This window comes from Streptomyces sp. Y1 (assembly GCF_041053115.1).
GTDB classification, from domain to species: Bacteria; Actinomycetota; Actinomycetes; order Streptomycetales; family Streptomycetaceae; genus Kitasatospora; species Kitasatospora rubellomurina.
In genome coordinates, this window is record NZ_CP163445.1 from 6174304 (window position 1) to 6195639 (window position 21336).

A 21336-nucleotide genomic window follows, 5' to 3' on the forward strand; every position below is an offset into this window, starting at 1 on the left:
ACATCCTCCCCCAGCCTTCGGCCGGGGGGACCCCCACTACGAGGGAATCCCGTGCAGATCGCACCCAAGGGCGAACAGGCCCGCAACAACACCGCGTTGCCCAAGGCCATGACGCTGATCGAGGCCCTGCCGTGGCTGGAGCGCTTCCACGGCAAGACCGTCGTGATCAAGTTCGGCGGCAACGCCATGGTCGACGACAGCCTCAAGGCGGCCTTCGCCCAGGACGTGGTGTTCCTCCGCTACGCCGGCCTGCACCCCGTCGTGGTGCACGGCGGCGGCCCGCAGATCAGCGCCCAGCTCGACAAGCTGGGCCTGGAGTCCAGCTTCACCAACGGCCTGCGCGTCACCACCCCCGAGACCATGGACGTGGTCCGGATGGTGCTGGCCGGCCAGGTGCAGCGCGAGCTGGTCGGCCTGCTCAACGAGCACGGCCCGTTCGCGGTCGGCATGACCGGCGAGGACGCCCACACCATGACGGCCGTCAAGCGCTACGCGGTGGTCGACGGCGAGCAGGTCGACATCGGCCTGGTCGGCGACATCGTCAACATCGAGGCCGGCGCGGTGAAGGCGCTGATCGCGGACGGCCGCATCCCGGTGATCTCCTCGATCGCCCGAGGCGCGGACGGCCACGTCTACAACATCAACGCCGACACCGCCGCCGCCGCGCTGGCGGTCGCGCTCGGCGCCGAGATGCTGGTCGTCCTCACCGACGTCGAGGGCCTCTACAAGGACTGGCCGAACTCCGACGACGTGATCAGCCAGCTCACCGCGAGCGAGCTCGACGAGCTGCTGCCGGGCCTGGCCTCCGGCATGCTCCCCAAGATGGAGGGCTGCCTGCGCGCCGTCCGCTCCGGCGTCGGCACCGCCCGCGTCCTGGACGGCCGGGTGCAGCACAGCCTGCTGCTGGAGATCTTCACCGACGAGGGCATCGGCACGATGGTCGTGCCGGACGACGAACCGATCGTGACCGGGGGACTGGCGTGACGCACAACCAGCAGCTCACCGAGCGGTGGCAGCACACCTTCACCGACAACTACGGCACCCCGCGCATCCCGCTGGTGCGCGGCGCGGGCACCAAGCTCTGGGACGCGGACGGCAAGGAGTACACCGACCTGCTCGGCGGCATCGCCGTCAACGCCCTCGGCACCGCCCACCCGGCCGTGGTCGAGGCGGTCAGCCGGCAGATCGCCACCCTCGGCCACGTGTCCAACCTGTTCATGGCCGAGCCGACCATCGCCCTCGGCGAGCGGCTGCTGGAGCTGGACGGCCGCCCGGGCGGCCGGGTGTTCTTCTGCAACTCCGGCGCCGAGGCCAACGAGGCCGCCTTCAAGATCAGCCGGCGCACCGGCCGCACCCACCTGGTCGCCCTCCAAGGCGGCTTCCACGGCCGGACGATGGGCGCCCTCGCGCTCACCGGCCAGCCCGCCAAGCAGGACCCGTTCCGCCCGCTGCCCGGCGACGTGACCCACGTCCCGTTCGGTGACGTCGAGGCGCTGCGCGCGGCCGTCACCACCGGGACCGCCGCCGTCTTCCTGGAGCCGATCCAGGGCGAGAACGGCGCCGTCCCGCTGCCGGACGGCTACCTGCGGGCCGCCCGCGAGATCACCCGGGCCACCGGCACCCTGCTGGTGCTGGACGAGATCCAGACCGGCATCGGCCGCACCGGCCACTGGTTCGCCCACCAGGCCGTCGAGGGCGTCGAGCCGGACGTGGTCACCCTCGCCAAGGCGCTCGGCGGCGGCCTGCCGATGGGCGCCGTGCTGGCCTTCGGCGAAGCCGCCGACCTGCTCACCCCCGGCCAGCACGGCACCACCTTCGGTGGCAACCCGGTGGCCGCCGCGGCCGGGCTCGCGGTGCTCGACACCATCGAGTCCGAGGGCCTGCTGGAGCACGTGCGCAAGACCGGCGAGCGGCTGCGGCACGGCGTCGAGGCGCTCGGCGACCCGCTGGTCTCGCACGTGCGCGGGGCCGGCCTGCTGCTCGGCATCGTGCTCACCGAGCCGGTCTCGGCCCGGATCCAGGCCGCCGCGCAGGCGGCGGGCTACCTGGTCAACGCCGCCGTCCCGGACGCCGTCCGGCTGGCGCCGCCGCTGGTGCTGACCGAGCAGGAGGCCGACGCGTTCCTCGCCGCCCTGCCGGGCATCCTCCGGACGGTGCGCGAGAGCGCCCCGGCCGATGCGAGCTGACCGTCGTCCGGGAGAATAATCACATGACCGCTTCCAGCTCCGGCTCCTCCGCCGCCGGCCCGACGCCGCAGGTCCCGCAGACCCGCACCGCGCGCCACCGGCGGATCGTGGACCTGCTCACCCGCCAGCCCGTGCGCTCGCAGAGCCAGCTCGCCAAGCTGCTCGCCGACGACGGACTCGTGGTCACCCAGGCCACCCTCTCCCGGGACCTGGACGAGCTGGGCGCGGTCAAGATCCGCAACCGGGACGGCGCGCTCATCTACGCCGTCCCGGCCGAGGGCGGCGACCGCACCCCGCGCGCGCCGATGGGGGAGTCCGCCACCGAGGGCCGGATGGCCCGCCTGGCCGGCGAGCTGATGGTCTCCGCGACGGCCTCCGGCAACCTGGTCGTGCTGCGCACCCCGCCCGGAGCCGCGCAGTTCCTCGCCTCGGCGATCGACCAGGCCGAGGTGTTCGAGATCATCGGCACCATCGCGGGCGACGACACCGTGCTGCTGATCAGCCGCGACCCGTCCGGCGGCCAGGCGCTCGCCGACCACCTCATGCAGCTCGCGCAGGCCAAGGCGCAGTAGCGCCCGCCCTCCAGAACCCCGGCCGAACGGATCCTGTCCGGCCGGGGTTTTGTGTTTCATACGCTCTCGTGCATACTTATGCCATCTGCTGCAAACGTGTGAAGGAGCCGCGCGATGACCGCCGACCAGTCCGCCGACGTCCGCCTCTGGGGCGCGCGCTTCGCCGACGGCCCGTCCGAGGCGCTGGCCAGGCTCTCCGCCTCGGTCCACTTCGACTGGCGCCTCGCGCCGTACGACATCGCCGGTTCCAAGGCGCACGCCCGCGTCCTGCACAAGGCCGGCCTGCTCTCCGACGAGGAGCTGGCGGGCATGCTGGGCGGGCTCGACCAGCTGCTCGCCGACGTCGAGGCGGGCACCTTCACCGGCACCGTCGCCGACGAGGACGTGCACACCGCCCTGGAGCGCGGCCTGCTGGAGCGGCTCGGCGCCGACCTCGGCGGCAAGCTGCGGGCCGGGCGCTCGCGCAACGACCAGATCGCCACCCTGTTCCGGATGTACCTGCGGGACCACGCCAGGACCATCGGCGCCCTGCTGCTCGACCTCCAGCACGCCCTGGTCGGCCTCGCCGAGGCGCACCCGGACACCGTCATGCCGGGCCGCACCCACCTCCAGCACGCCCAGCCCGTGCTCTTCGCCCACCACGTCCTCGCGCACGTGCAGGCCCTCGGCCGGGACGCCGAGCGGCTGCGCCAGTGGGACGCCCGCACCGCCGTCTCCCCGTACGGCTCCGGCGCGCTGGCCGGCTCCTCGCTCGGCCTCGACCCGCAGGCCGTGGCCGCCGACCTCGGCTTCGAGGGCGGCTCGGTCGGCAACTCGATCGACGGCACCGCGGCGCGCGACTTCGTCGCCGAGTTCGCCTTCGTCACCGCGATGATCGGCGTCAACCTCTCCCGGATCGCGGAGGAGGTGATCATCTGGAACACCAAGGAGTTCGGCTTCATCACGCTGCACGACGCCTTCTCCACCGGCTCCTCGATCATGCCGCAGAAGAAGAACCCGGACATCGCCGAGCTGGCCCGCGGCAAGTCCGGCCGGCTGATCGGCAACCTGACCGGCCTGCTGGCCACCCTCAAGGCGCTGCCGCTCGCCTACAACCGGGACCTCCAGGAGGACAAGGAGCCGGTCTTCGACTCCTGCGACACGCTGGAGGTGCTGCTGCCCGCGTTCACCGGGATGATGGCCACCCTCACCGTGCACACCGAGCGGCTGGAGGAGCTGGCGCCGGCCGGCTTCTCGCTCGCCACCGACATCGCCGAGTGGCTGGTCAAGCAGGGCGTCCCGTTCCGGGTCGCGCACGAGGTGGCCGGCGCCTGCGTCAAGGTCTGCGAGGCCGAGGGCATCGAGCTGTCCGACCTGACGGACGAGCAGTTCGCCGCGATCTCCGGGCACCTGACGCCCGAGGTGCGCTCGGTGCTCAGCGTGCACGGCGCCATCGCCTCCCGCAACGGGCGCGGCGGCACCGCCCCCTCCGCCGTCGCGGTCCAGCTCGCCGAGGTGAAGGCGGACCTGGCGCGGCAGCAGGAGTGGACGAAGGCCTGACCGGGCCCGGCGGTCCCGAGGGGCGCGGCGGTGCGACCGTCGCGCCCCTCGCGCGTGCGTGCCCCCGGCCGGCCGTAACCGGGCCCGCTCCGGCCCGTCTTCCACGGTGTGTGCACTGCCCTTCCGCCCGTCCCCTCGGCCGAGGACGTCTACCTCGCCGAACGCCGCCTGCGCGTGGTCCGCGAGACGGTGGCCGCCCTGCCCGGCCGCTGCCCGCAGCTGATCGCCGCCCTCGCCGAGGACCCGCCGCCCAGCTACCGCGAGCTCTCCGAACGGCTCGCCATGCCCCGCGGCTCGATCGGCCCGACCCGCTCCCGCTGCCTGGCCTGCCTGCGCAGACTGCTGAACGCCGAGCGCTATCCGTGACGGCGGGCGGCCCCGGCCGGCGGCCCCGCACGCGGGTGATGCTCCTCACGTCCGCCCCCGCGAAGGTTGAGGAAAGCTGACACCCGGGTAGAGCGCTGGCGAACGAAGCTCTTGACGGTGGCGCGTCCGCTCGGATACTGAGCGTGAGCGCGTCACCCTCTGCGCGCCGGGCACGACGATGGGGAGGCCCCTGCACATGGGCATGAGCGTGATCATCTCGGCGGGTGACGCCGAGGACGCGGAGCAGATCCTCAAGCTCCAGTACCTCGGCTACCAGCCCGAGGCGGAGCTGTACGGCAACTGGGCGATCGAGCCGCTGACGCAGAGCCTGGAGAGCCTGCGCGCGGAACTGACCGGCCGGCACGTCCTGGTCGCCCGCCTGGGCGACGAGGTGGTCGGCGCCGTCCGCGGCCGCGTCGACACCGAGGGCGTCGGCCGGATAGAGCGTCTGGTGGTCCACCCGAGGATGCAGCGCCACGGCCTCGGCGGCCGTCTGCTGGAGGCGCTGGAGCAGCGCCTGGCCGAGGACGGCCCGGTGGCGGCCTACCGCCTGTTCACCGGCCACCGAAGCCTCGGCAACCTCCGGCTGTACGCCCGCCAGGGCTACCGCCAGACCGGCGTCGAGCGGGTCGACAGCCGGCTGAGCGTCGTGCACCTGGAGAAGAAGCCGGACACCCTTCCGCTCGCCGCGACCGCCTGACCCGCTCCCGGCAACACACCCGGCGCCGCCACCATCCGGACACTCCGGTGGCGGCGCCGAGCCATGTCTGCCCTGGTCACAGCGTCAGGAGTCCGCATGGTGGACAGCCCCGGCAAACAATTGGGCACGAATCGACTCGTCTGATTTACTGGCTCACATGACTGCGACGACGAACTGGCCCCCCACCGGCACCGTGCCGGCAGGTGAGCGCGCCATGTGTCGCCGAATGTGTCACCGCTGAGGGCCATCGCCCCCGGCACCCCCCTGCGGGTGCCCACCCCTCGCGCCCCGAAGCGAGACTCCCGCGCCGCTCCGTCCGTGTGAGCGCGCCCAACCTGCCGCACCCTCCGGCCCGGCCGTCCGCCCACCCGCGGCGGCCGCGGACCCGCGATCGGTGAACCGGTGACACGTAAGGGCCACGCCGCCGCGCGGCCCCGCCGTCCACCGGCCACGATCAAGAGGTGGCAGGTCCGGACCCCCCTTGGCGAAGCGCCGTAACGACACCGCCGACCGCACCCCGGTCGGGCGGTCGACCGACGCCGCCCGCCCCCGACCCACGGAAGCTGCTGTGATCACCACCACGGACCTGACCAAGGTCTACCGCTCCCGAGGCCGCGAGGTGACCGCCCTCGCCGGCGTCGACCTGCACGTCCGCGCGGGCGAGGTCTACGGAGTCGTCGGCACCAGCGGTGCCGGCAAGTCCACCCTCATCCGCTGCGTGAACATGCTGGAGCGCCCGACCTCCGGCACCGTCACGGTGGACGGCGTCGAGCTGACCGCGCTGCCCGGCGGCGAGAACCGGGCCGGCCGGGAGCTGCGCGAGGCGCGCCGCCGCATCGGCATGGTCTTCCAGCACTTCAACCTGCTCTCCTCCCGCACGGTGCAGCAGAACGTCGAACTCCCGCTGGAGATCATCGGCCTGGACCGCACCCAGCGCCGCCGCAAGGCCGGCGAACTGCTGGAGCTCGTCGGCCTCGCCGACAAGGCCCGCAGCTACCCGGGCCAGCTCTCCGGCGGTCAGAAGCAGCGCGTCGGCATCGCCCGCGCCCTGGCCGGCGACCCCAAGGTGCTGCTCTCCGACGAGGCCACCTCGGCGCTCGACCCGGAGACCACCCGCTCGATCCTCAAGCTGCTGCGCGACCTCAACCAGCAGCTCGGCCTGACCGTCCTGCTGATCACCCACGAGATGGACGTCATCAAGTCCGTCTGCGACTCCGCCGCCCTGATGCGCGGCGGCAAGGTGGTCGAGTCCGGCGCGCTGACCGACCTGCTGGCCGAGCCCGGCTCCGAGCTGGCCCGCGAGCTGTTCCCGCTCAGCGAGTTCGGCACCGGCCACCCCGGCTCCACCGTGCTGGAGATCACCTTCCAGGGCGACACCTCGGCCCAGCCGTTCGTCTCCCAGCTCGCCCGCACCTACCAGATCGACATCAACATCCTCGGCGCGGCCGTGGAGACCATCGCCGGCCGGATGGTCGGCCGGATGCGGGTCGAGCTGTCCGGCGGCCACCAGGACAACGTGGTGCCGATCGGCTACCTGCGCGAGCAGGGCCTGCAGGTGGACGTGATCGGTGCGGCGAACGGAGCGGTGGCATGAGTGGCCTGAGCTGGGACCAGATGTCGGACCTGATGTGGCCCGCCACCCAGGAGACCCTGCAGATGGTCGGCGTCTCGACCGTGTGCACCGTCGTGATCGGGCTGCCGATCGGCGTCCTGCTGGTGCTCACCGCCAAGGGCGGGGCGCTGCAGAACCTGCCGGTGAACAAGGTGCTCGGCGCGGTCGTGAACCTCGCGCGCTCGCTGCCGTTCATCATCCTGATGATCGCGCTGATCTCCTTCACCCGGCTGGTCAGCGGCAGTTCGCTCGGCTGGCAGGCCGCCACCGTGCCGCTCACGGTCGGCGCGATCCCCTTCTTCGCGCGGCTGGTGGAGACCTCCGTCCGCGAGGTCGACCGCGGCCTGGTCGAGGCCGTCCAGGCGATGGGCGGCAGCACCTGGACGCTGGTGCGCAAGACGCTCGTCCCCGAGGCGCTGGCCGGCATCGTCGCCTCCGTCACCACCACGGTCATCGCCCTGATCGGCTACTCCGCCATGGCCGGCACGGTCGGCGGCGGCGGCCTCGGCGACCTCGCCTACCGCTACGGCTACCTGCGCTTCGAGACCGCCTTCATGTGGATCATCGTGGCCGAGATCGCGATCATCGTCACCCTCATCCAGCTGGCCGGCGACTACGCCGTGCGCCGGCTGGCCAACCGCGGCCACGGCGGCGGACGCACCCGGCTCCTGCGCCCCCGCGCCGCCACCCCCACCCCCGACGAGGACCTCGTCGCCTCCTAGACCTCCCTCGTCCGACCCCGGACGCGGCTCCCCGCATCACGCAGAAAGGCACTTTTCGTGCGCACCGTTGTGAAGTTCACCAGTGTCCTCGCCACCGCCGGCCTCGCCCTCTCGCTGGCCGCCTGCAGCAGCTCGGGCTCGTCCTCCTCGGACCCGAACGCGCCGCTGAAGGTCGTGGCCAGCCCCACCCCGCACGGGCAGATCCTCAAGTACGTCAAGGACAACCTCGCGGAGAAGGCCGGCCTCAAGCTCGACATCAAGGAGGTCACCGACTACGTGACCCCCAACACGGCGGTGCAGGACGGTTCGGCCGACGCCAACTACTTCCAGCACGTCCCGTACCTGGAGGACTTCAACAAGAAGAACGGCACGGACATCGTCTCGGTCGAGACCGTCCACCTGGAGCCGCTCGGCGTCTACTCCAAGAAGGTCAAGGCCATCGCCGACCTGCCGGCCGGCGCCACCATCGGCCTGCCGAACGACGCCACCAACGAGGGCCGCGCGCTCAAGCTGCTCGCCGACAACAAGCTCATCACCCTCAAGGACGGCGTCACCACCGCCGCCACCCCGGCCGACGTGACGGGCAACCCGAAGAACTTCAAGTGGAAGGAACTGGAGGCCGCCCAGCTGCCCCGCTCCATCGCCGACCTCGACGCCGCCGTCATCAACGGCAACTACGCGCTCGACTCCGGCCTGAAGCCGGCCACCGACGCGCTCCTGCTGGAGAAGGCCGAGGGCAACCCGTACGCCAACATCCTCGCCGTCAAGAAGGGCAAGGAGAACGACCCGCGGGTGAAGAAGCTGGCCGACCTGCTGCACTCCGCCGAGGTCAAGAAGTACATCGACGACACCTTCCAGGGCTCGGTCATCCCGGCCTTCTGACCGGCCCGACCGTCCCACGGCCCCACCTCGCAGCGCCCGACCGGGCCCCCGCCGCAACTCGGCGGGGGCCCGGTCGGGCAGTATGCACCAGGGACGCGCCCGCGGACGGCGTTCTGACGTACCGTCGTGCGCGGGGCGCACCGCGTGACGCCCGGGTCGCGGCGGAGGCGTACGGTGTTGTGTTCACGACCCGGCGAGGAGAGACGGCATGCCAGCGAGCTTCCCCGAGACCGCCATCAGCACCGAGCGGCTGCTGCTGCGGCCCCTTGCGGAGGACGACGCCCCGGGCCTCGCCGCGATGATGGCCGACGACCTCGTCCTGGCCTGGACGGACCTCCCGCACCCCTTCACCGAGGCCTACGCCGCCGAGCTCGCCCGCACCCTCGCCCCCGCCCACCGGGCCGCCGGACGCGGCATCCTGTTCGCCGTCACCGAGCACCTCACCCAGCGCCTGGTCGGCCTGGTCGAGCTGCGCAACACCGACTGGCGGCTGCGCGGCACCGAGATCTCCTACGTCACCGCCGCCTGGGCGCGCGGCGAGGGCTACGCGCCGGAGGCCGTGCTCGGCGTCGCCCAGTGGCTCTTCGAGGACCGCGACTTCCTGCGCCTGGAGATGCGCACCGCCGCCGGGAACACCGCCGCCCAGCAGGTCGCCCAGAAGATCGGCGGCATCAGCGAGGGCGTGCTGCGCAGCGCGTGGATAGTGCGCGGCGAGTCCGGCGAGGTGACCGAGGAGAGCCGCAGCGACCTCATCCTGTGGAGCCTGCTCCCGGAGGACCTGGAGTCGCCCGACCCGCGGCACGGCGGCTGGCACGGCGACCACCGCTACGTGCTGCGCGACTGACCGGCCCCGCCCCGCCCCCCGCGCTCCACCCTCCCGGCACGGACATGTGTGCGAGTTGTCGGCCTCCGGGGGATCACACCCGGTAACCTCTCCACCGGCGCCGCACCGCGGCGCGGTCCGTCGACGCACCGGACCGCACCGGATCGAGTCACCTCGGGCCGCGCCGGGACGCATCGAGTCGAGGGAGAACAGCCGCAGATGGCTGACCGGATCACGGTCATCGGATGGGACGGCACACCGCTGACCGAGGCCGCCGGCGCGGCCCTCGCCGGCGCGACCCTGGTCGCGGGCGCCCCCTACCAACTGAACGCGCTGCCGGTGCCGGCCGACGCCGAGCGGATCACCCTCGGCGCCATCCCGCAGGCCGCCCGCAGGATCGCCGAGCACCGCGGCACCGCCGTCGTCGTCGCCGAGGGCGACCCGGGCTTCTTCGGCGTCGTCCGCGCCCTGCGCAACCCCGAGTACGGCCTCGAACTCGAAGTCCTGCCCGCCGTCTCCTCCGTCGCCGCCGCCTTCGCCCGGGCCGGCATGCCCTGGGAGGACGCCCAGGTGGTCAGCGCCCACGGCGGACGGCTGCGCCGCGCGGCCAACATCTGCCGGGCCCACCCCAAGGTCGCGGTGCTCACCGCGCCGGGCGCCGGCCCGGGCGAACTCGCCCTGATGCTGCGCGGGGTGCACCGGACCTTCGTGGTCTGCGAGGCGCTCGGCACCGAGGAGGAGGACGTCACCGTCCTGACCTCCGACCGGATCGCCGACCACGTCTGGCGCGACCCCAACGTGGTGCTGGTGATCGGCGGCGGCGCCCAGTCCGGCCCGGTGGACGAGACGGCCGGCTGGCTGGCCGGCCGCCCGGTCGGCTACCCCGGCGCGGAGCGCGGCTGGGCGCTCCCCGCCGACGCCTACGCGGGCGCCGGGCGCGCGGAGGACGGGACCGGCGCACCGGAAGCGCTCCCCGCGCACGCCCGTGCGCTGGTGCTCGCCCGACTGGGTGCCCGCCCCGGGGACCTGGTCTGGTCGGTCGGCGCGGGCAACGGCGCCCTCGCGGTGGAGGCGGCCCGGTTCGGCGCCGCCGTCGTGGCCGTCGAGGCCTCCCGCTCGGCCTGCGCCCGACTGACCGTCAACGCCCGCCGGTACGGGGTCGAGGTGGAGACCGTGCACGGCCACGGCCCCGAGGTGCTGGGCGGCCTGCCCGAGCCGGACGCCGCCGTGGTCGAGTCCGGCGGACTGGACGTGGTGCGCGCGGTGCTGGCCCGCAAGCCCGAGCGGTTCGTCGCGGTGCCCCGGACGCTCGGCGAGGCCGAGCAGGTCCGCCGGGCGATCACCGAGGCCGGCTACCGGGCCGAGGGCGTCCTGCTGCAGGCGACCCCGCTGCGCGGCGCCGACGAGGGCGACGGGCTGGAAGTCGGTGCCGGCGCGGGTGCCGTGCTGCTGCTCTGGGGTGAGCAGATCCTGTGAAGGCACGGGGTGCGCGCCGGGTGCGCCCGGCGGCCCCGGCGGTGATCCCGGTCGCATCCGGACACCGATTCGAGAGGTGACCTCGCCGGGCCGGTAGTGTGGCGTCCCAGGCGGCTGCAGCCGTCGGCGACCTGACCGATTCGGTCGGTTTGTCACCTTTTTGACGTGGTGCAACCCGATTCCGCTCGGAGTGTGGGCAATTCGACGGGCCGCACGTCGGACCTGGAGAATGCCGTAGGGTCCGGTGCGGTCGTGCCGGTTGCTCCGGGCCGTCGTTGTTTCAGATGGTGCGCCGCCCCTCGGGCGGTGCCCGGGCCGGGGTGCCGCAGCGCGCCGGAAGGACTTGGCCGCAGCGCCCCGGCGCGGCGGCCGCGTGTGGTTGAGGGGCGGGTCGGTGCAGGCCCGGCCCGTGCGGATCGGCGCTGCGGTCGGTGATCGCGTCGCCAAGGGGCGCGGCAGCGGCCTGGAAGGAGCTTTGACAATGACCGATGGCGGCCACGTCCCGGGCGAGGGACTGCCGGAGCACCTGCACGCCGGGCCGGACCCGCTCGGCGGACCGGAGGGCGTCGCGGGCGTTGCACCCCTGCAGGGCGTCGCGACGGACGGCGGAATGATCCCGAACCCGGCGGCGCCGCTCGGCGGTCTGCCCGGCGCGGTGCCCCCGGGCGCCGGCGCCGTCCCGCCGCAGGCCCAGCCCGGCTTCACCGTCCCGGCCCCCGGCATGCCCGGCGACGGCTGGGCCGTCGACCAGGGCGCGCCGCGCCCGGCCTTCCACTTCCTCGACCAGCCGGACGGGCTGGACGAGGAGGAGGACGTGCTGCTGATGCCCGGTCCGCAGGGCTCCTGGGGCGAGCCGTTGGCGCCCGCCCCGGTCGACCAGACCGCGTTCGCCCCGCAGCCGGACGGCCTGCCGGTGGAGCCGTCCTGGCCGCCGGTCGAGCCGCCGGTGCTCGGCGGCGAGCACGCGCAGCAGCCGCCCGTCCACGGCGTCCCCGCGCAGGCGCAGGCCGGGCAGCCGGTCGCGCAGGTCCAGCAGCCGCGCCGGCCGCTGCACGCCGGACCGCCGATCCCGGACCCGTCGCTGATGACCGGCCAGGTGCCGGTCCGTTCGCTGGCCGACCGCGGTCCCTCGCAGGGCGGCACGCCGGCGCACGGCATCCCGGTGGTCGGACGGCCGCCGGTGGCCGAGCCCGTCGCTCCCGCGCCGCAGGCCGTCGGGGTGGCGCCGCAGATGGTCACGGCTCCGGTGGCCGAGGGAGTCCAGGGCGTCCAGCAGGTTCAGGACGTCCAGGGTGTCCAGCAGGTGCCGCAGGAGCAGGGCTTCCCGCAGGCTCCGGCCGGCGTGGCGCAGGTCGACGGCGTGCTGACCGTCGAGACGGTCGGCGCGATCGAGGTCGTCGAGGTCGTCGAGGTCGTCGAGACGCCGGAGGCGGCCCAGGCCGCTCCGGTGGCGGAGGTCGCGGGGGCCGTCGAGGCGGTCGCGCCGCAGGCCGTCGTGGCCGAGGCTCCGGCCGCCGAGGGCGTCGCCGTCGAAACCGTGGCCGTGGAGACGGTCGCCGTGGAGGCCGTGGCCGTCGAACAGGCCGCCGAGGCGGTCGCCGCCGTCGAGGCCGTCGCCGTCGAGGGCGGGGCCGAGCAGGCCGACGCCCCCGCCCAGGGCGGCCAGCCGCGCCGGATCTCCGCCTTCCTCGCCGCGCCCACCCCGCACGGCCTGCCCACGGTCGAGGCCGCCGAGCAGGCCCCGGCCGTCGAGCCGGAGGCGGCGCAGCCGCAGCACGCGCCCATAGCGGCCGCCGACGCGCCGCAGGCCGTCGTGGCGGAGCACGCCGAGCAGGCTGTCGAGCCGGGTGTCGAGCAGGTTGTCGCGGCGCAGCCGGGTGAGCAGGCCGTCGTCGAGCCGGTCGCCGAGACCGCCGCCGGCACCGGCGAGATGCCGTCCGGTCAGGCCGTCGGCGAGTCGGCCGCCGAGGGCGAGCAGCCCCAGCCGGAGGCGCCGGCGCAGGCCGAGGCGCCCGCGCAGGCCCAGGCCGCCGAGCCGGTCGAGCCCGCCTCCGAGCAGGCCGCCGCCGAGCAGCCCGTGGCGGAGCAGCCGGCCGAGGCCGTCGCGCCGGAGCCGGAGCAGCAGCCGGTCGCCGCCGAGCAGGCCGCGCAGGCCGAGCAGCCGGCCGAGCCCCGGGCCGCCGAGGAGCCCGCCGCCGAGCAGGCCCCGCAGCCGGAACAGCCCGAGCAGCCCGCAGCGGCCGCCGACGCTCCGCAGGCCGCCGACGCTCCGCAGGCCGTCGCGGCGGAGCAGGCCGAGCAGCCCGCCCCCGAGGCCGCCGCCCCGGCCGCCGCCGAGCCGGAGGCCGCCCAGGAGGAGGCCCCCGCCGAGCAGCCGGGCGCCGAGCAGCCCGCCGCCCAGGAGCCGGCCGCCGAGCAGCCCGCCCCCGCCGAGCAGCCGGACCAGCCCGAGGGCTCGGCCGCCGCCGAGGAGCCGACCGCCGCCGAGGAGCCCCAGGAGCCCGCCGAGCCGCGCGGCCCGGCCGCCCCCGGCTACGACGAGGCCGGCCGCGACGCCGTCCACCAGGTGATCCGCGAGCGCCGCGACATCCGCAACGGCTTCCGCCCGGACCCGATCCCGCACGAGGTGCTGATCCGCGTCCTGGAGGCCGCCCACACCGCGCCCAGCGTCGGCTACTCGCAGCCGTGGGACTTCGTGGTGATCCGCTCCGCGAAGACCCGCAAGAAGATGCACGCCCTGGCCGAGCGCCAGCGCGAGGCGTACGCGGACTCGCTGCCCAAGGGCCGCGCCAAGCAGTTCCGCGAGATCAAGATCGAGGCCATCCTCGACACCCCGGTCAACATCGTGGTGACGGCCGACCGAACCCGCGGCGGCCGCCACACCCTGGGCCGCCACACCCAGCCGCAGATGGCCCCGTACTCCGCCGCCCTGGCCGTGGAGAACCTCTGGCTGGCCGCCCGCGCCGAGGGCCTGGGCGTCGGCTGGGTGAGCTTCTTCGACGACGAGGAGCTGGTCCGCGAGCTGGGCCTGCCCGAGCACCTGGAGGTCGTCGCCTACCTGTGCGTCGGCTTCGTGGACTCCTTCCCGGACGAGCCCGAGCTGGAGCAGCAGGGCTGGGCGAAGAAGCGCCCGCTGTCCTGGGTGGTCCACGAGGAGCAGTACGGCAACCGCGCGCTGCCCGGCGAGGAGCCGCAGAGCCTGCTGGCCGACACCCTGCGCGGCATCCGCCCGCTGGACGCCAAGGCGCTCGGCGAGGCCTGGGACCGGCAGAAGCGGATGACCAAGCCCGCCGGCTCGCTCGGCATGCTGGAGATCATCTCCGCCCAGCTGTGCGGCCTGTCCCGCAAGTGCCCGCCGCCGATCCCGGAGCCCGCCTGCGTGGCGATCTTCGCGGGCGACCACGGCGTGCACGCCCAGGGCGTCACCCCCTGGCCGCAGGAGGTGACCGCCCAGATGGTCGGCAACTTCCTGGCCGGGGGAGCGGTGATCAACTCCTTCGCCAAGCAGATCGGCACCGAGGTCTGCGTGGTGGACGTCGGCGTCGCCGCCGACCTGCCGGACGCCGTCCAGCAGGGCCGCGCCACCGGCCTGCTGCCGCGCAAGGTCAAGCCCGGCACGGACGACATGACGCAGGGCCCGGCGATGAGCCGCGAGGAGGCCCTGAAGGCGATCGAGGTCGGCATCGAGACCGCCCGCGACCTGGTCGCGGCGGGCAACAAGGCGCTGGTCACCGGCGACATGGGCATCGCCAACACCACCGCCTCGGCCGCCCTGATCTCGGTGTTCACCGGCCTCGACCCGGCCGAGGTCACCGGCCGCGGCACCGGCATCGACGACGAGACCCACGCCCGCAAGGTCGAGGTCATCCGCGCCGCGCTGGCCCTGCACCAGCCCGACCCGGAGGACCCGATCGGCGTCCTCGCCGCGGTCGGCGGCCTGGAGCACGCGGCCATCGCCGGCTTCCTGCTGGGCGCCGCCTCGCTGCGCACCCCGGTGGTGCTGGACGGCGTGATCGCCGGCTCGGCCGCGCTGGTGGCCAAGGCGATCGCCCCCGAGGTGCTGGCGGCCTGCATCGCCGGCCACCGCTCCGCCGAGCCCGGCCACCAGGCCGCGCTGGCGAAGCTCGGCCTGCGTCCGCTGATCGACCTCGACCTGCGCCTCGGCGAGGGCACCGGCGCCCTGCTGGCCCTCCCGCTGGTGCAGAGTGCGGCCCGCGCGATGCACGATGTAGCCACCTTCGACTCCGCCGGGGTCACCGAGAAGGCCTGACGCACCCGTCACCGCTCCGCGGACCGGCCCGAGGGCGCGCCGGCCCGCGGAGCGGCGTATCGCCGTCCCATCCGCACACCCCCTCACCCCCGACCAGGAGCACCGCCGATGACCGCGCCCACCCCGCACCCCAGCACCGAGGGCCGTACGCCCTACCCGGTCGGCCTGCTGCTGGCCGGCCGCCGCGTCGTCGTGGTCGGCGGCGGCCAGGTCGCGCAGCGGCGGCTGCCGGCCCTGATCGCCTCCGGCGCGGAGGTGCACCTGATATCCCCGGCCACCACCCCGGCCGTCCAGGCCATGGCCGACGCGGGCGAGGTCACCTGGCACGCCCGCCCCTACCAGGACGGCGACCTGGCCGGCGCCTGGTACGCCCTGGTCGCCACCGACGACCCGGCGGTCAACGAGGTGGTCAGCGCCGAGGCCGAGCGCGCGCGGGTGTTCTGCTCCCGCAGCGACGACGCCGCCGCCGCCACCGCCTGGACCCCGGCCAGCGGCCGCGACGCGGGCGCCACCGTCGCCGTCCTCACCGGGGACCCGCGCCACTCCGCCGCCCTGCGCGACGCGATCGTGGACGGCCTGCGGGACGGCTCGCTGGCCGCCCGCCAGTACCGCACCCGCGGCGCCGGGGTGGCCCTGGTCGGCGGCGGCCCCGGCGACCCGGACCTGATCACCGTGCGCGGCCGCCGGCTGCTCGCCGACGCCGACGTGGTCGTCACCGACCGCCTCGCCCCGCGCGAGCTGCTCGCCGAGCTGCCCGAGCACGTCGAGGTCATCGACGCCTCCAAGATCCCCTACGGCCGGTTCATGGCCCAGGAGGCGATCAACCGCACCCTGATCGAGCACGCCAAGGCGGGCCGGTTCGTGGTGCGGCTCAAGGGCGGCGACCCGTACGTCTTCGGGCGCGGCGGCGAGGAGCTGCTGGCCTGCGCCGAGGAGGGCATCCCGGTCACCGTCGTCCCGGGCATCTCCAGCTCGATCAGCGTCCCGGCGGCGGCCGGCGTCCCGGTCACCCACCGCGGCCTGACCCACGAGTTCACCGTGATCTCCGGCCACGTCGGCCCGGACGACGAGCGCTCGCTCACCAACTGGGAGGCCGCCGCGAAGATGAGCGGCACCCTGGTGCTGCTGATGGCGGTGGACAAGATCGGCGCCATCGCGGCCCGGCTGATCGAGTACGGCCGGCCGGCCGACACCCCGGTCGCGGTCGTCCAGGAGGGCACCACCGCGGCCCAGCGCCGGGTCGACGCCACCCTCGGCACGGTCGGCGAGGTCGTCGCGGCCGAGGGCGTCAAGCCGCCCGCGGTGATCGTCATCGGCGACGTCGTCAACGTCCTGGCCGCCGCCTTCCGCCCGTAGGACGGTCGGCAGGACGGTTCACGGAGTGGGGAGTCGGCCGGTCCGACTTCCCACTCCGCGTGTTCGGGCGCCGGTCACTCCAGCGGCTGCTCCGTCCAGATCACCTTCCCGGTCGCCGTGTACCGCGTCCCCCAGCGGTCCGCGAACTGCGCGACCAGGAACAGCCCGCGCCCGCCCTCGTCCTCGGTCGCCGCGTACCGCAGGTGCGGCGAGGTGCTGCTGCCGTCCGCCACCTCGCAGATCAGCGACCGGTCCCGCAGCAGCCGCACCCGGATCGGCCCGGAGCCGTACCGGATCGCGTTGGTCACCAGCTCGCTCAGGATCAGCTCGGTGACGAACGCCGCCTCGTCCAGCCCCCACTCCGCCAGCCGCCGCGCCACCGCCGCCCGGACGCCGCCCACCGCCGCCGGATCGGGCGACACCTCCCACTCCGCCACGTGGTCCGGCGGCAGCACCCTGGTCTGCGCCACCAGCAGCGCGATGTCGTCCTGCGGATCCGCCGGCAGCAGCGCCCCGAGCAGGTCGGCGCAGGTCTGCTCGGGCGTGCGCGCCGGCCCGGCCAGCGAGGAGCGCAGCAGCTCCAGCCCGGTGTCCAGGTCCCGGGTGCGGTCCACCACCAGGCCGTCGGTGAACAGCACCAGCCGGCTGCCCTCCGCCAGCTCCAGCTCGACGGCCTCGAACGGCAGCGCCGCCAGCCCGAGCGGCGGCCCGGTCGGCAGCTCGGCGAAGACCACCCGGCCCTGCGGATCCACCACGGCCGGCGCCGGGTGCCCGGCGCTCGCCAGCGTGCAGCGGCGCGACACCGGGTCGTAGATCGCGTACAGGCAGGTCGCCCCGGCCAGCCCGGTGCCCTCGCCGGCCGCCTCCTCCTGGTCGATCCGGTTCACCAACTCGTCCAGGTGCCCGAGCAGTTCGTCCGGCGGCAGGTCGAGCGTCGAGAAGTTGTGGATCGCCGTGCGCAGCCGCCCCATGGTCGCCGCCGCGTGCAGCCCGTGCCCCACCACGTCCCCCACCACCAGCGCCACCCGCGCCCCCGGCAGCGGGATCACGTCGAACCAGTCCCCGCCCACCCCGGCCCGGGCCGGCAGGTAGCGGTACGCGACGTCCAGCGCGTTCTGCTGCGGCAGGCTGCGCGGCAGCAGGCTGTGCTGCAGCGTCACCGCCATCGCGTGCTCCCGGGTGTACCGCCGCGCGTTGTCCACGCACACCGCCGCGTGCGCCACCAGCTCCTCGGCCAGCGCCAGGTCGTCCGGCTCGAACGGCTCCGCCCGCTGCGCCCGCCAGAACCGCGCCACCCCCAGCAGCACCCCGCGCGCCCGCATCGGCACCCGGAGCAGCGAGTGCACGCCGTACTCCAGCACCTGCGCCGAGCGCTCCGGGTCCTGCAGCCGCCAGTCGTCCGCCTCGGTCAGGTGCGGCTCCAGACCGGGCTCACCGCTGTCCAGCGCCCCGGCCAGCGGCGTCTCGGGGACGACGTCCAGCACCGTGCCCACCGGGTGGAACGGCCCGTCCGTCCGCACCCCGGCGAAGGCCGCGCGCCGCATCCGGCCCAGCGAGGCGCCCGGCGGGGGCTCCTCGCCGGTCAGCACCTGCTCGGCGAGGTCGACCGTGACGAAGTCCGCGAACCGCGGCACCGCGACCTGCGCCAGCTCCTCCGCCGTCGTGGTCACGTCCAGCGTGCTGCCCACCGTCACCCCGGCGTCGTACAGCAGCTTCAGCCGGTGCTGCGCGGTCTCGACCCGCCCGGTCAGCGCCAGCAGCTCGGTGGAGTCACGCAGCGTGGCCACGCAACCCGGCGGGCCGCCCGCCTGGTCGGTGAGCCGGACGTTCACCGCGATCAGCCGCTCCCCGGCCATCACCACCTCGTCGCTCACCGGCCGCCCGGCGGTCAGCAGCGCCAGCGGGACGGGCTCCAGGCCCAGCTCGGCGACCGGCCGGCCCTCCGCGTCCGGCGGCAGGTCGAGCAGTCGGCGCGCCTCGTCGTTGCAGAGCAGCAGCCGCCCGTCGGTGACGATCATGACGCCCTCGCGCACCGCGTGCAGCACCGCCGCGTGGTGCTCGTACATCCGGGTCATCTCGACCGGGCCCAGCCCGTGCGTCTGCCGCCGCAGCCGCCGGCTGATCAGTGCCGTGCCGAGCGTGGCCAGCCCGATCGCGCCCGCCGCGGCGCCGAGGACCACCGGCAGCTGGCGCTCGCTCGCGGTCGAGACGTTGCTCAGGGTGACGCCCGCCGACACCAGCCCGACCACCGAGCCGTCCGGCGCGTACACCGGGACCACCGCCTGCACCAGCGGGCCCAGCGTGCCGGTCAGGTGCTGGGTCACCACCTCGCCGCGCAGTGCGGGCTCGTAGGTGCCGATGAACTTCTGGCCGATCCGGGCCGGGTTCGGGTGGGTGTACCGGATGCCCTGGTTGTTCAGCACCACGACGAAGTCCACGCCCGAGGAGACCCGGACGGACTGCGCCTTCGGCTGCAGGACCGCGGTCGGATCGGGGGAGCGCAGCGCGTCCACGATGCCCGGCGAGTTGGCGAAGGCCTGCGCGACCGCCACCGACCGGTTCCGGGCCTCGTTGTCGGCGTCGTTGTGCGACTGCACCACCAGTGCCACGACGGCCCCCGCCACCAGCAGCAGGACGACGAGCAGTTGCAGCGCGAAGACCTGCCCGGCCACCGACCGGTGCCGCGTCGACCGCGGCGGCTTCGCGCGGTGCAGCTGGTGCCGACCGCGTGGGCGACCACCGGAGGAGTCGGCGGAGCCAGGAGCACCAGAGGCCGACGGAGCCCAGGATCGGCCCGGGGAACGGGCCATACGGTCATATTTGCACCCCTGCTGGCTCGGGACCACCCCGCCCGGTCCACCGTTTGGCCTTCCCCGCCCCGGCTTGGCAAGATCGCAGGGTGTCCGAACCCAGCACCGTCACCGACCCCGCCGACCCGCGCCTCGCCGACTACACCGGCCTCACCGACGTCGAACTGCGCCGCCGCCGCGAACCGGCCGAGGGCCTGTTCATCGCCGAGGGGGAGAAGGTCATCCGCCGCGCCCTCGCCGCCGGCTACCGGATGCGGTCGATGCTGCTGACCCCCAAGTGGCTGGAGGTGATGGCCGACGTCATCGCCGAGGCCGACGCCCCCGTCCACGTCGTCGAGCCGGGCCTCGCCGAAGCCGTCACCGGCTACCACGTCCACCGCGGCGCGCTCGCCTCGATGGAGCGCAAGCCCCTCCCGGCCGCCGCCGAACTCCTCGCCGGAGCCCGCCGGGTCGCCGTCCTCGAAGGCCTGGTCGACCACACCAACCTCGGCGCGATCTTCCGCAGCGCGGCCGCCCTCGGCATGGACGCCGTCCTGCTCTCGCCCGACTGCGCGGACCCGCTCTACCGGCGGGCCGTCAAGGTCTCGATGGGCGCCGTCTTCGCCGTCCCGTACGCCCGCCTCGAACCCTGGCCGGCCGCCCTCACCACCGTCCGCGACGCGGGCTTCAGCCTGCTCGCCCTCACCCCGGCCGACACCGCCGTCGACCTCGCCGAACTCACCCCCCAGCGCCTCCCCAAGGCCGCCCTCATGCTCGGCGCCGAAGGCGACGGCCTCACCCCCGCCGCCCTCGCCGCCGCCGACCACCCCGTCCGCATCCCCATGGCCCACGGCATCGACTCCCTCAACGTCGGCGCCGCAGCCGCCGTAGCCTTCTACGCCGTCACCACCGCCTGACCCCGCTGCGCTCCTTGCGCAGGAAGTCGGCCCCTCCGACTTCCTGCGCAACCAAGCCCGAGCCTCGCCGCCCCCCACAGGAAAGTCGGCCCGCGCGACCCCCTGCGCGGCCAAGCCCAGGCTTCCCCACCCCCACAGGAAGTCGGCCCCTCCGACTTCTCACGCCGCGCTCGGCCTCCCGGGCCCGGACCCTGCCATCTGCGCACGAAGTCGGCCCCTCCGACCCCCGCCCGGCCAACGGCCCCGCTGATCCCCCGGCCCGCCAACGATGGCCTGCGATGGAAGCCGGCCCGCCGGGTGCCTGCGCAGGAAGTCGGCCCGTCCGACTTCTCGTGCTGGAGTCGGCCTCCCAGGGCGCGAGCCATCTGCTTCGTCGGCCTCGCCTGCGCGGGAAGTCGGCCGGCCCGACTTCCCGCGCGCCATCGTTTTCTCGGTGGGCGGCGGCTGATCGTGGTTTGGCCAGGCCGGCGGCCCGCACCGGATGTCGGCCCGTCCGACTTCCCGCGCCGGTGGGGGTCAGCCCGTGGGGGCGGTGGGTGGGGCGGGGGCGGCGGCTGGGGGTGGGCTGGTGGGGGAGGCGGCGCCGGCGCCGGGCCAGGATTCGTCGAGGGTGCCGTCGGCCCGCACGGTGTAGCGGGTGGAGGCGATCGCGCCGGTCGCGGCGACGCGTTCCTCGCGGACGACGGTGCCGCCGTCGAGCCGCCAGCTGGCCGTGGCCTGCGGGTCGGCCGCCGAGGTGCGCCAGGTCGCGGCGACGGGGGAGTCCCCGGTGAAGGTGTAGAGCTGCACGAGGTCGACCGGCACCGAGCCCTCGGCCCGCCGCAGCACGACGATCGAGGCGGGCGCGCCCTTGTACCGGGCCGGCAGTACCGCGCTCAGAGCGACCTGCGGCCCGGCGCCGACCGAGTGCCCGTCCCGCAGGGTGATGCCGGGCCCGCCGGTCCCGTCCGGGTAGCTGCGGTTGGGCCAGTCCACCGCCGGCCCCGGCCCGAGCGGCGCCGCCAGCGTGCCGTCCCCGGCCGCCGCGGTTCCGTGCGCGGAGGCCGGGAGCGGGGTGCCCGAGGACTGCGGGGCGACGTCCACCGAGGTCCCCGGCATCGCCAGTTCACCCCCACCGCCAGAACCG

15 protein-coding genes are annotated in these 21336 nt (G+C 74.7%); 14 read left to right on the forward strand and 1 reads right to left on the reverse strand.

What is annotated here, in order from left to right; all coding sequences use genetic code 11:
- Nucleotides 1-108: 108 nt before the first annotated feature.
- From argB to cobA, 13 genes are all read left to right on the forward strand, one after another.
- A complete protein-coding gene (gene argB / locus AB2U05_RS27040; protein ID WP_045701637.1) occupies nt 109-984 on the forward strand; it encodes an acetylglutamate kinase in 876 nt (291 codons plus the stop codon).
- Entirely contained in the window at nt 981-2186 is a 1206-nt protein-coding gene (locus AB2U05_RS27045) for an acetylornithine transaminase (protein WP_045701581.1), read from the forward strand. Before argB ends, AB2U05_RS27045 begins: the two co-directional genes overlap by 4 nt.
- A gap of 23 nt (nt 2187-2209) precedes the next feature.
- Complete coding sequence (locus tag AB2U05_RS27050) at nt 2210-2758, forward strand: arginine repressor (protein ID WP_045701579.1); 549 nt, start codon at nt 2210-2212, stop codon at nt 2756-2758.
- Between the two features lie 114 nt (nt 2759-2872).
- The gene (argH, locus tag AB2U05_RS27055) at nt 2873-4297 is read left to right on the forward strand and encodes an argininosuccinate lyase (RefSeq protein ID WP_369184493.1); all 1425 of its coding nucleotides are present in this window, start codon (nt 2873-2875) and stop codon (nt 4295-4297) included.
- Between the two features lie 108 nt (nt 4298-4405).
- Nucleotides 4406-4663 (forward strand): sigma-70 family RNA polymerase sigma factor, encoded by a 258-nt coding sequence (locus tag AB2U05_RS27060; RefSeq protein WP_052706529.1) that lies wholly within the window; start codon nt 4406-4408, stop codon nt 4661-4663.
- A gap of 196 nt (nt 4664-4859) precedes the next feature.
- The gene (locus AB2U05_RS27065; RefSeq protein WP_369184494.1) at nt 4860-5363 is read left to right on the forward strand and encodes a GNAT family N-acetyltransferase; all 504 of its coding nucleotides are present in this window, start codon (nt 4860-4862) and stop codon (nt 5361-5363) included.
- A 568-nt stretch (nt 5364-5931) separates the two neighbouring features.
- Nucleotides 5932-6957 (forward strand): methionine ABC transporter ATP-binding protein, encoded by a 1026-nt coding sequence (locus AB2U05_RS27070; RefSeq protein WP_045701574.1) that lies wholly within the window; start codon nt 5932-5934, stop codon nt 6955-6957.
- A 5-nt stretch (nt 6958-6962) separates the two neighbouring features.
- Entirely contained in the window at nt 6963-7697 is a 735-nt protein-coding gene (locus tag AB2U05_RS27075) for a methionine ABC transporter permease (RefSeq protein WP_045701633.1), read from the forward strand.
- Nucleotides 7698-7754: 57 nt separating this feature from the next.
- Complete coding sequence (locus AB2U05_RS27080; protein WP_045701572.1) at nt 7755-8579, forward strand: MetQ/NlpA family ABC transporter substrate-binding protein; 825 nt, start codon at nt 7755-7757, stop codon at nt 8577-8579.
- A gap of 208 nt (nt 8580-8787) precedes the next feature.
- A complete protein-coding gene (locus AB2U05_RS27085) occupies nt 8788-9423 on the forward strand; it encodes a GNAT family N-acetyltransferase (protein ID WP_045701570.1) in 636 nt (211 codons plus the stop codon).
- 198 nt (nt 9424-9621) lie between these two features.
- The gene (gene cbiE, locus AB2U05_RS27090) at nt 9622-10878 is read left to right on the forward strand and encodes a precorrin-6y C5,15-methyltransferase (decarboxylating) subunit CbiE (protein ID WP_045701568.1); all 1257 of its coding nucleotides are present in this window, start codon (nt 9622-9624) and stop codon (nt 10876-10878) included.
- A 481-nt stretch (nt 10879-11359) separates the two neighbouring features.
- Nucleotides 11360-15148, forward strand: coding sequence for a nicotinate-nucleotide--dimethylbenzimidazole phosphoribosyltransferase (cobT, locus tag AB2U05_RS27095; RefSeq protein ID WP_369184495.1), 3789 nt, complete (start codon nt 11360-11362; stop codon nt 15146-15148).
- A 108-nt stretch (nt 15149-15256) separates the two neighbouring features.
- On the forward strand, nt 15257-16504 hold the full coding sequence (cobA, locus tag AB2U05_RS27100; RefSeq protein ID WP_045709944.1) for a uroporphyrinogen-III C-methyltransferase: 1248 nt from the start codon (nt 15257-15259) through the stop codon (nt 16502-16504).
- Nucleotides 16505-16578: 74 nt separating this feature from the next.
- Here the strand turns inward: cobA and AB2U05_RS27105 are convergent, their stop codons facing one another.
- Complete coding sequence (locus AB2U05_RS27105; RefSeq protein WP_369184496.1) at nt 16579-19314, reverse strand: SpoIIE family protein phosphatase; 2736 nt, start codon at nt 19312-19314, stop codon at nt 16579-16581.
- An 89-nt stretch (nt 19315-19403) separates the two neighbouring features.
- Between AB2U05_RS27105 and AB2U05_RS27110 the strand changes: the two genes are divergently transcribed.
- The gene (locus AB2U05_RS27110; RefSeq protein WP_369184497.1) at nt 19404-20210 is read left to right on the forward strand and encodes a TrmH family RNA methyltransferase; all 807 of its coding nucleotides are present in this window, start codon (nt 19404-19406) and stop codon (nt 20208-20210) included.
- Nucleotides 20211-21336 lie beyond the last annotated feature (1126 nt).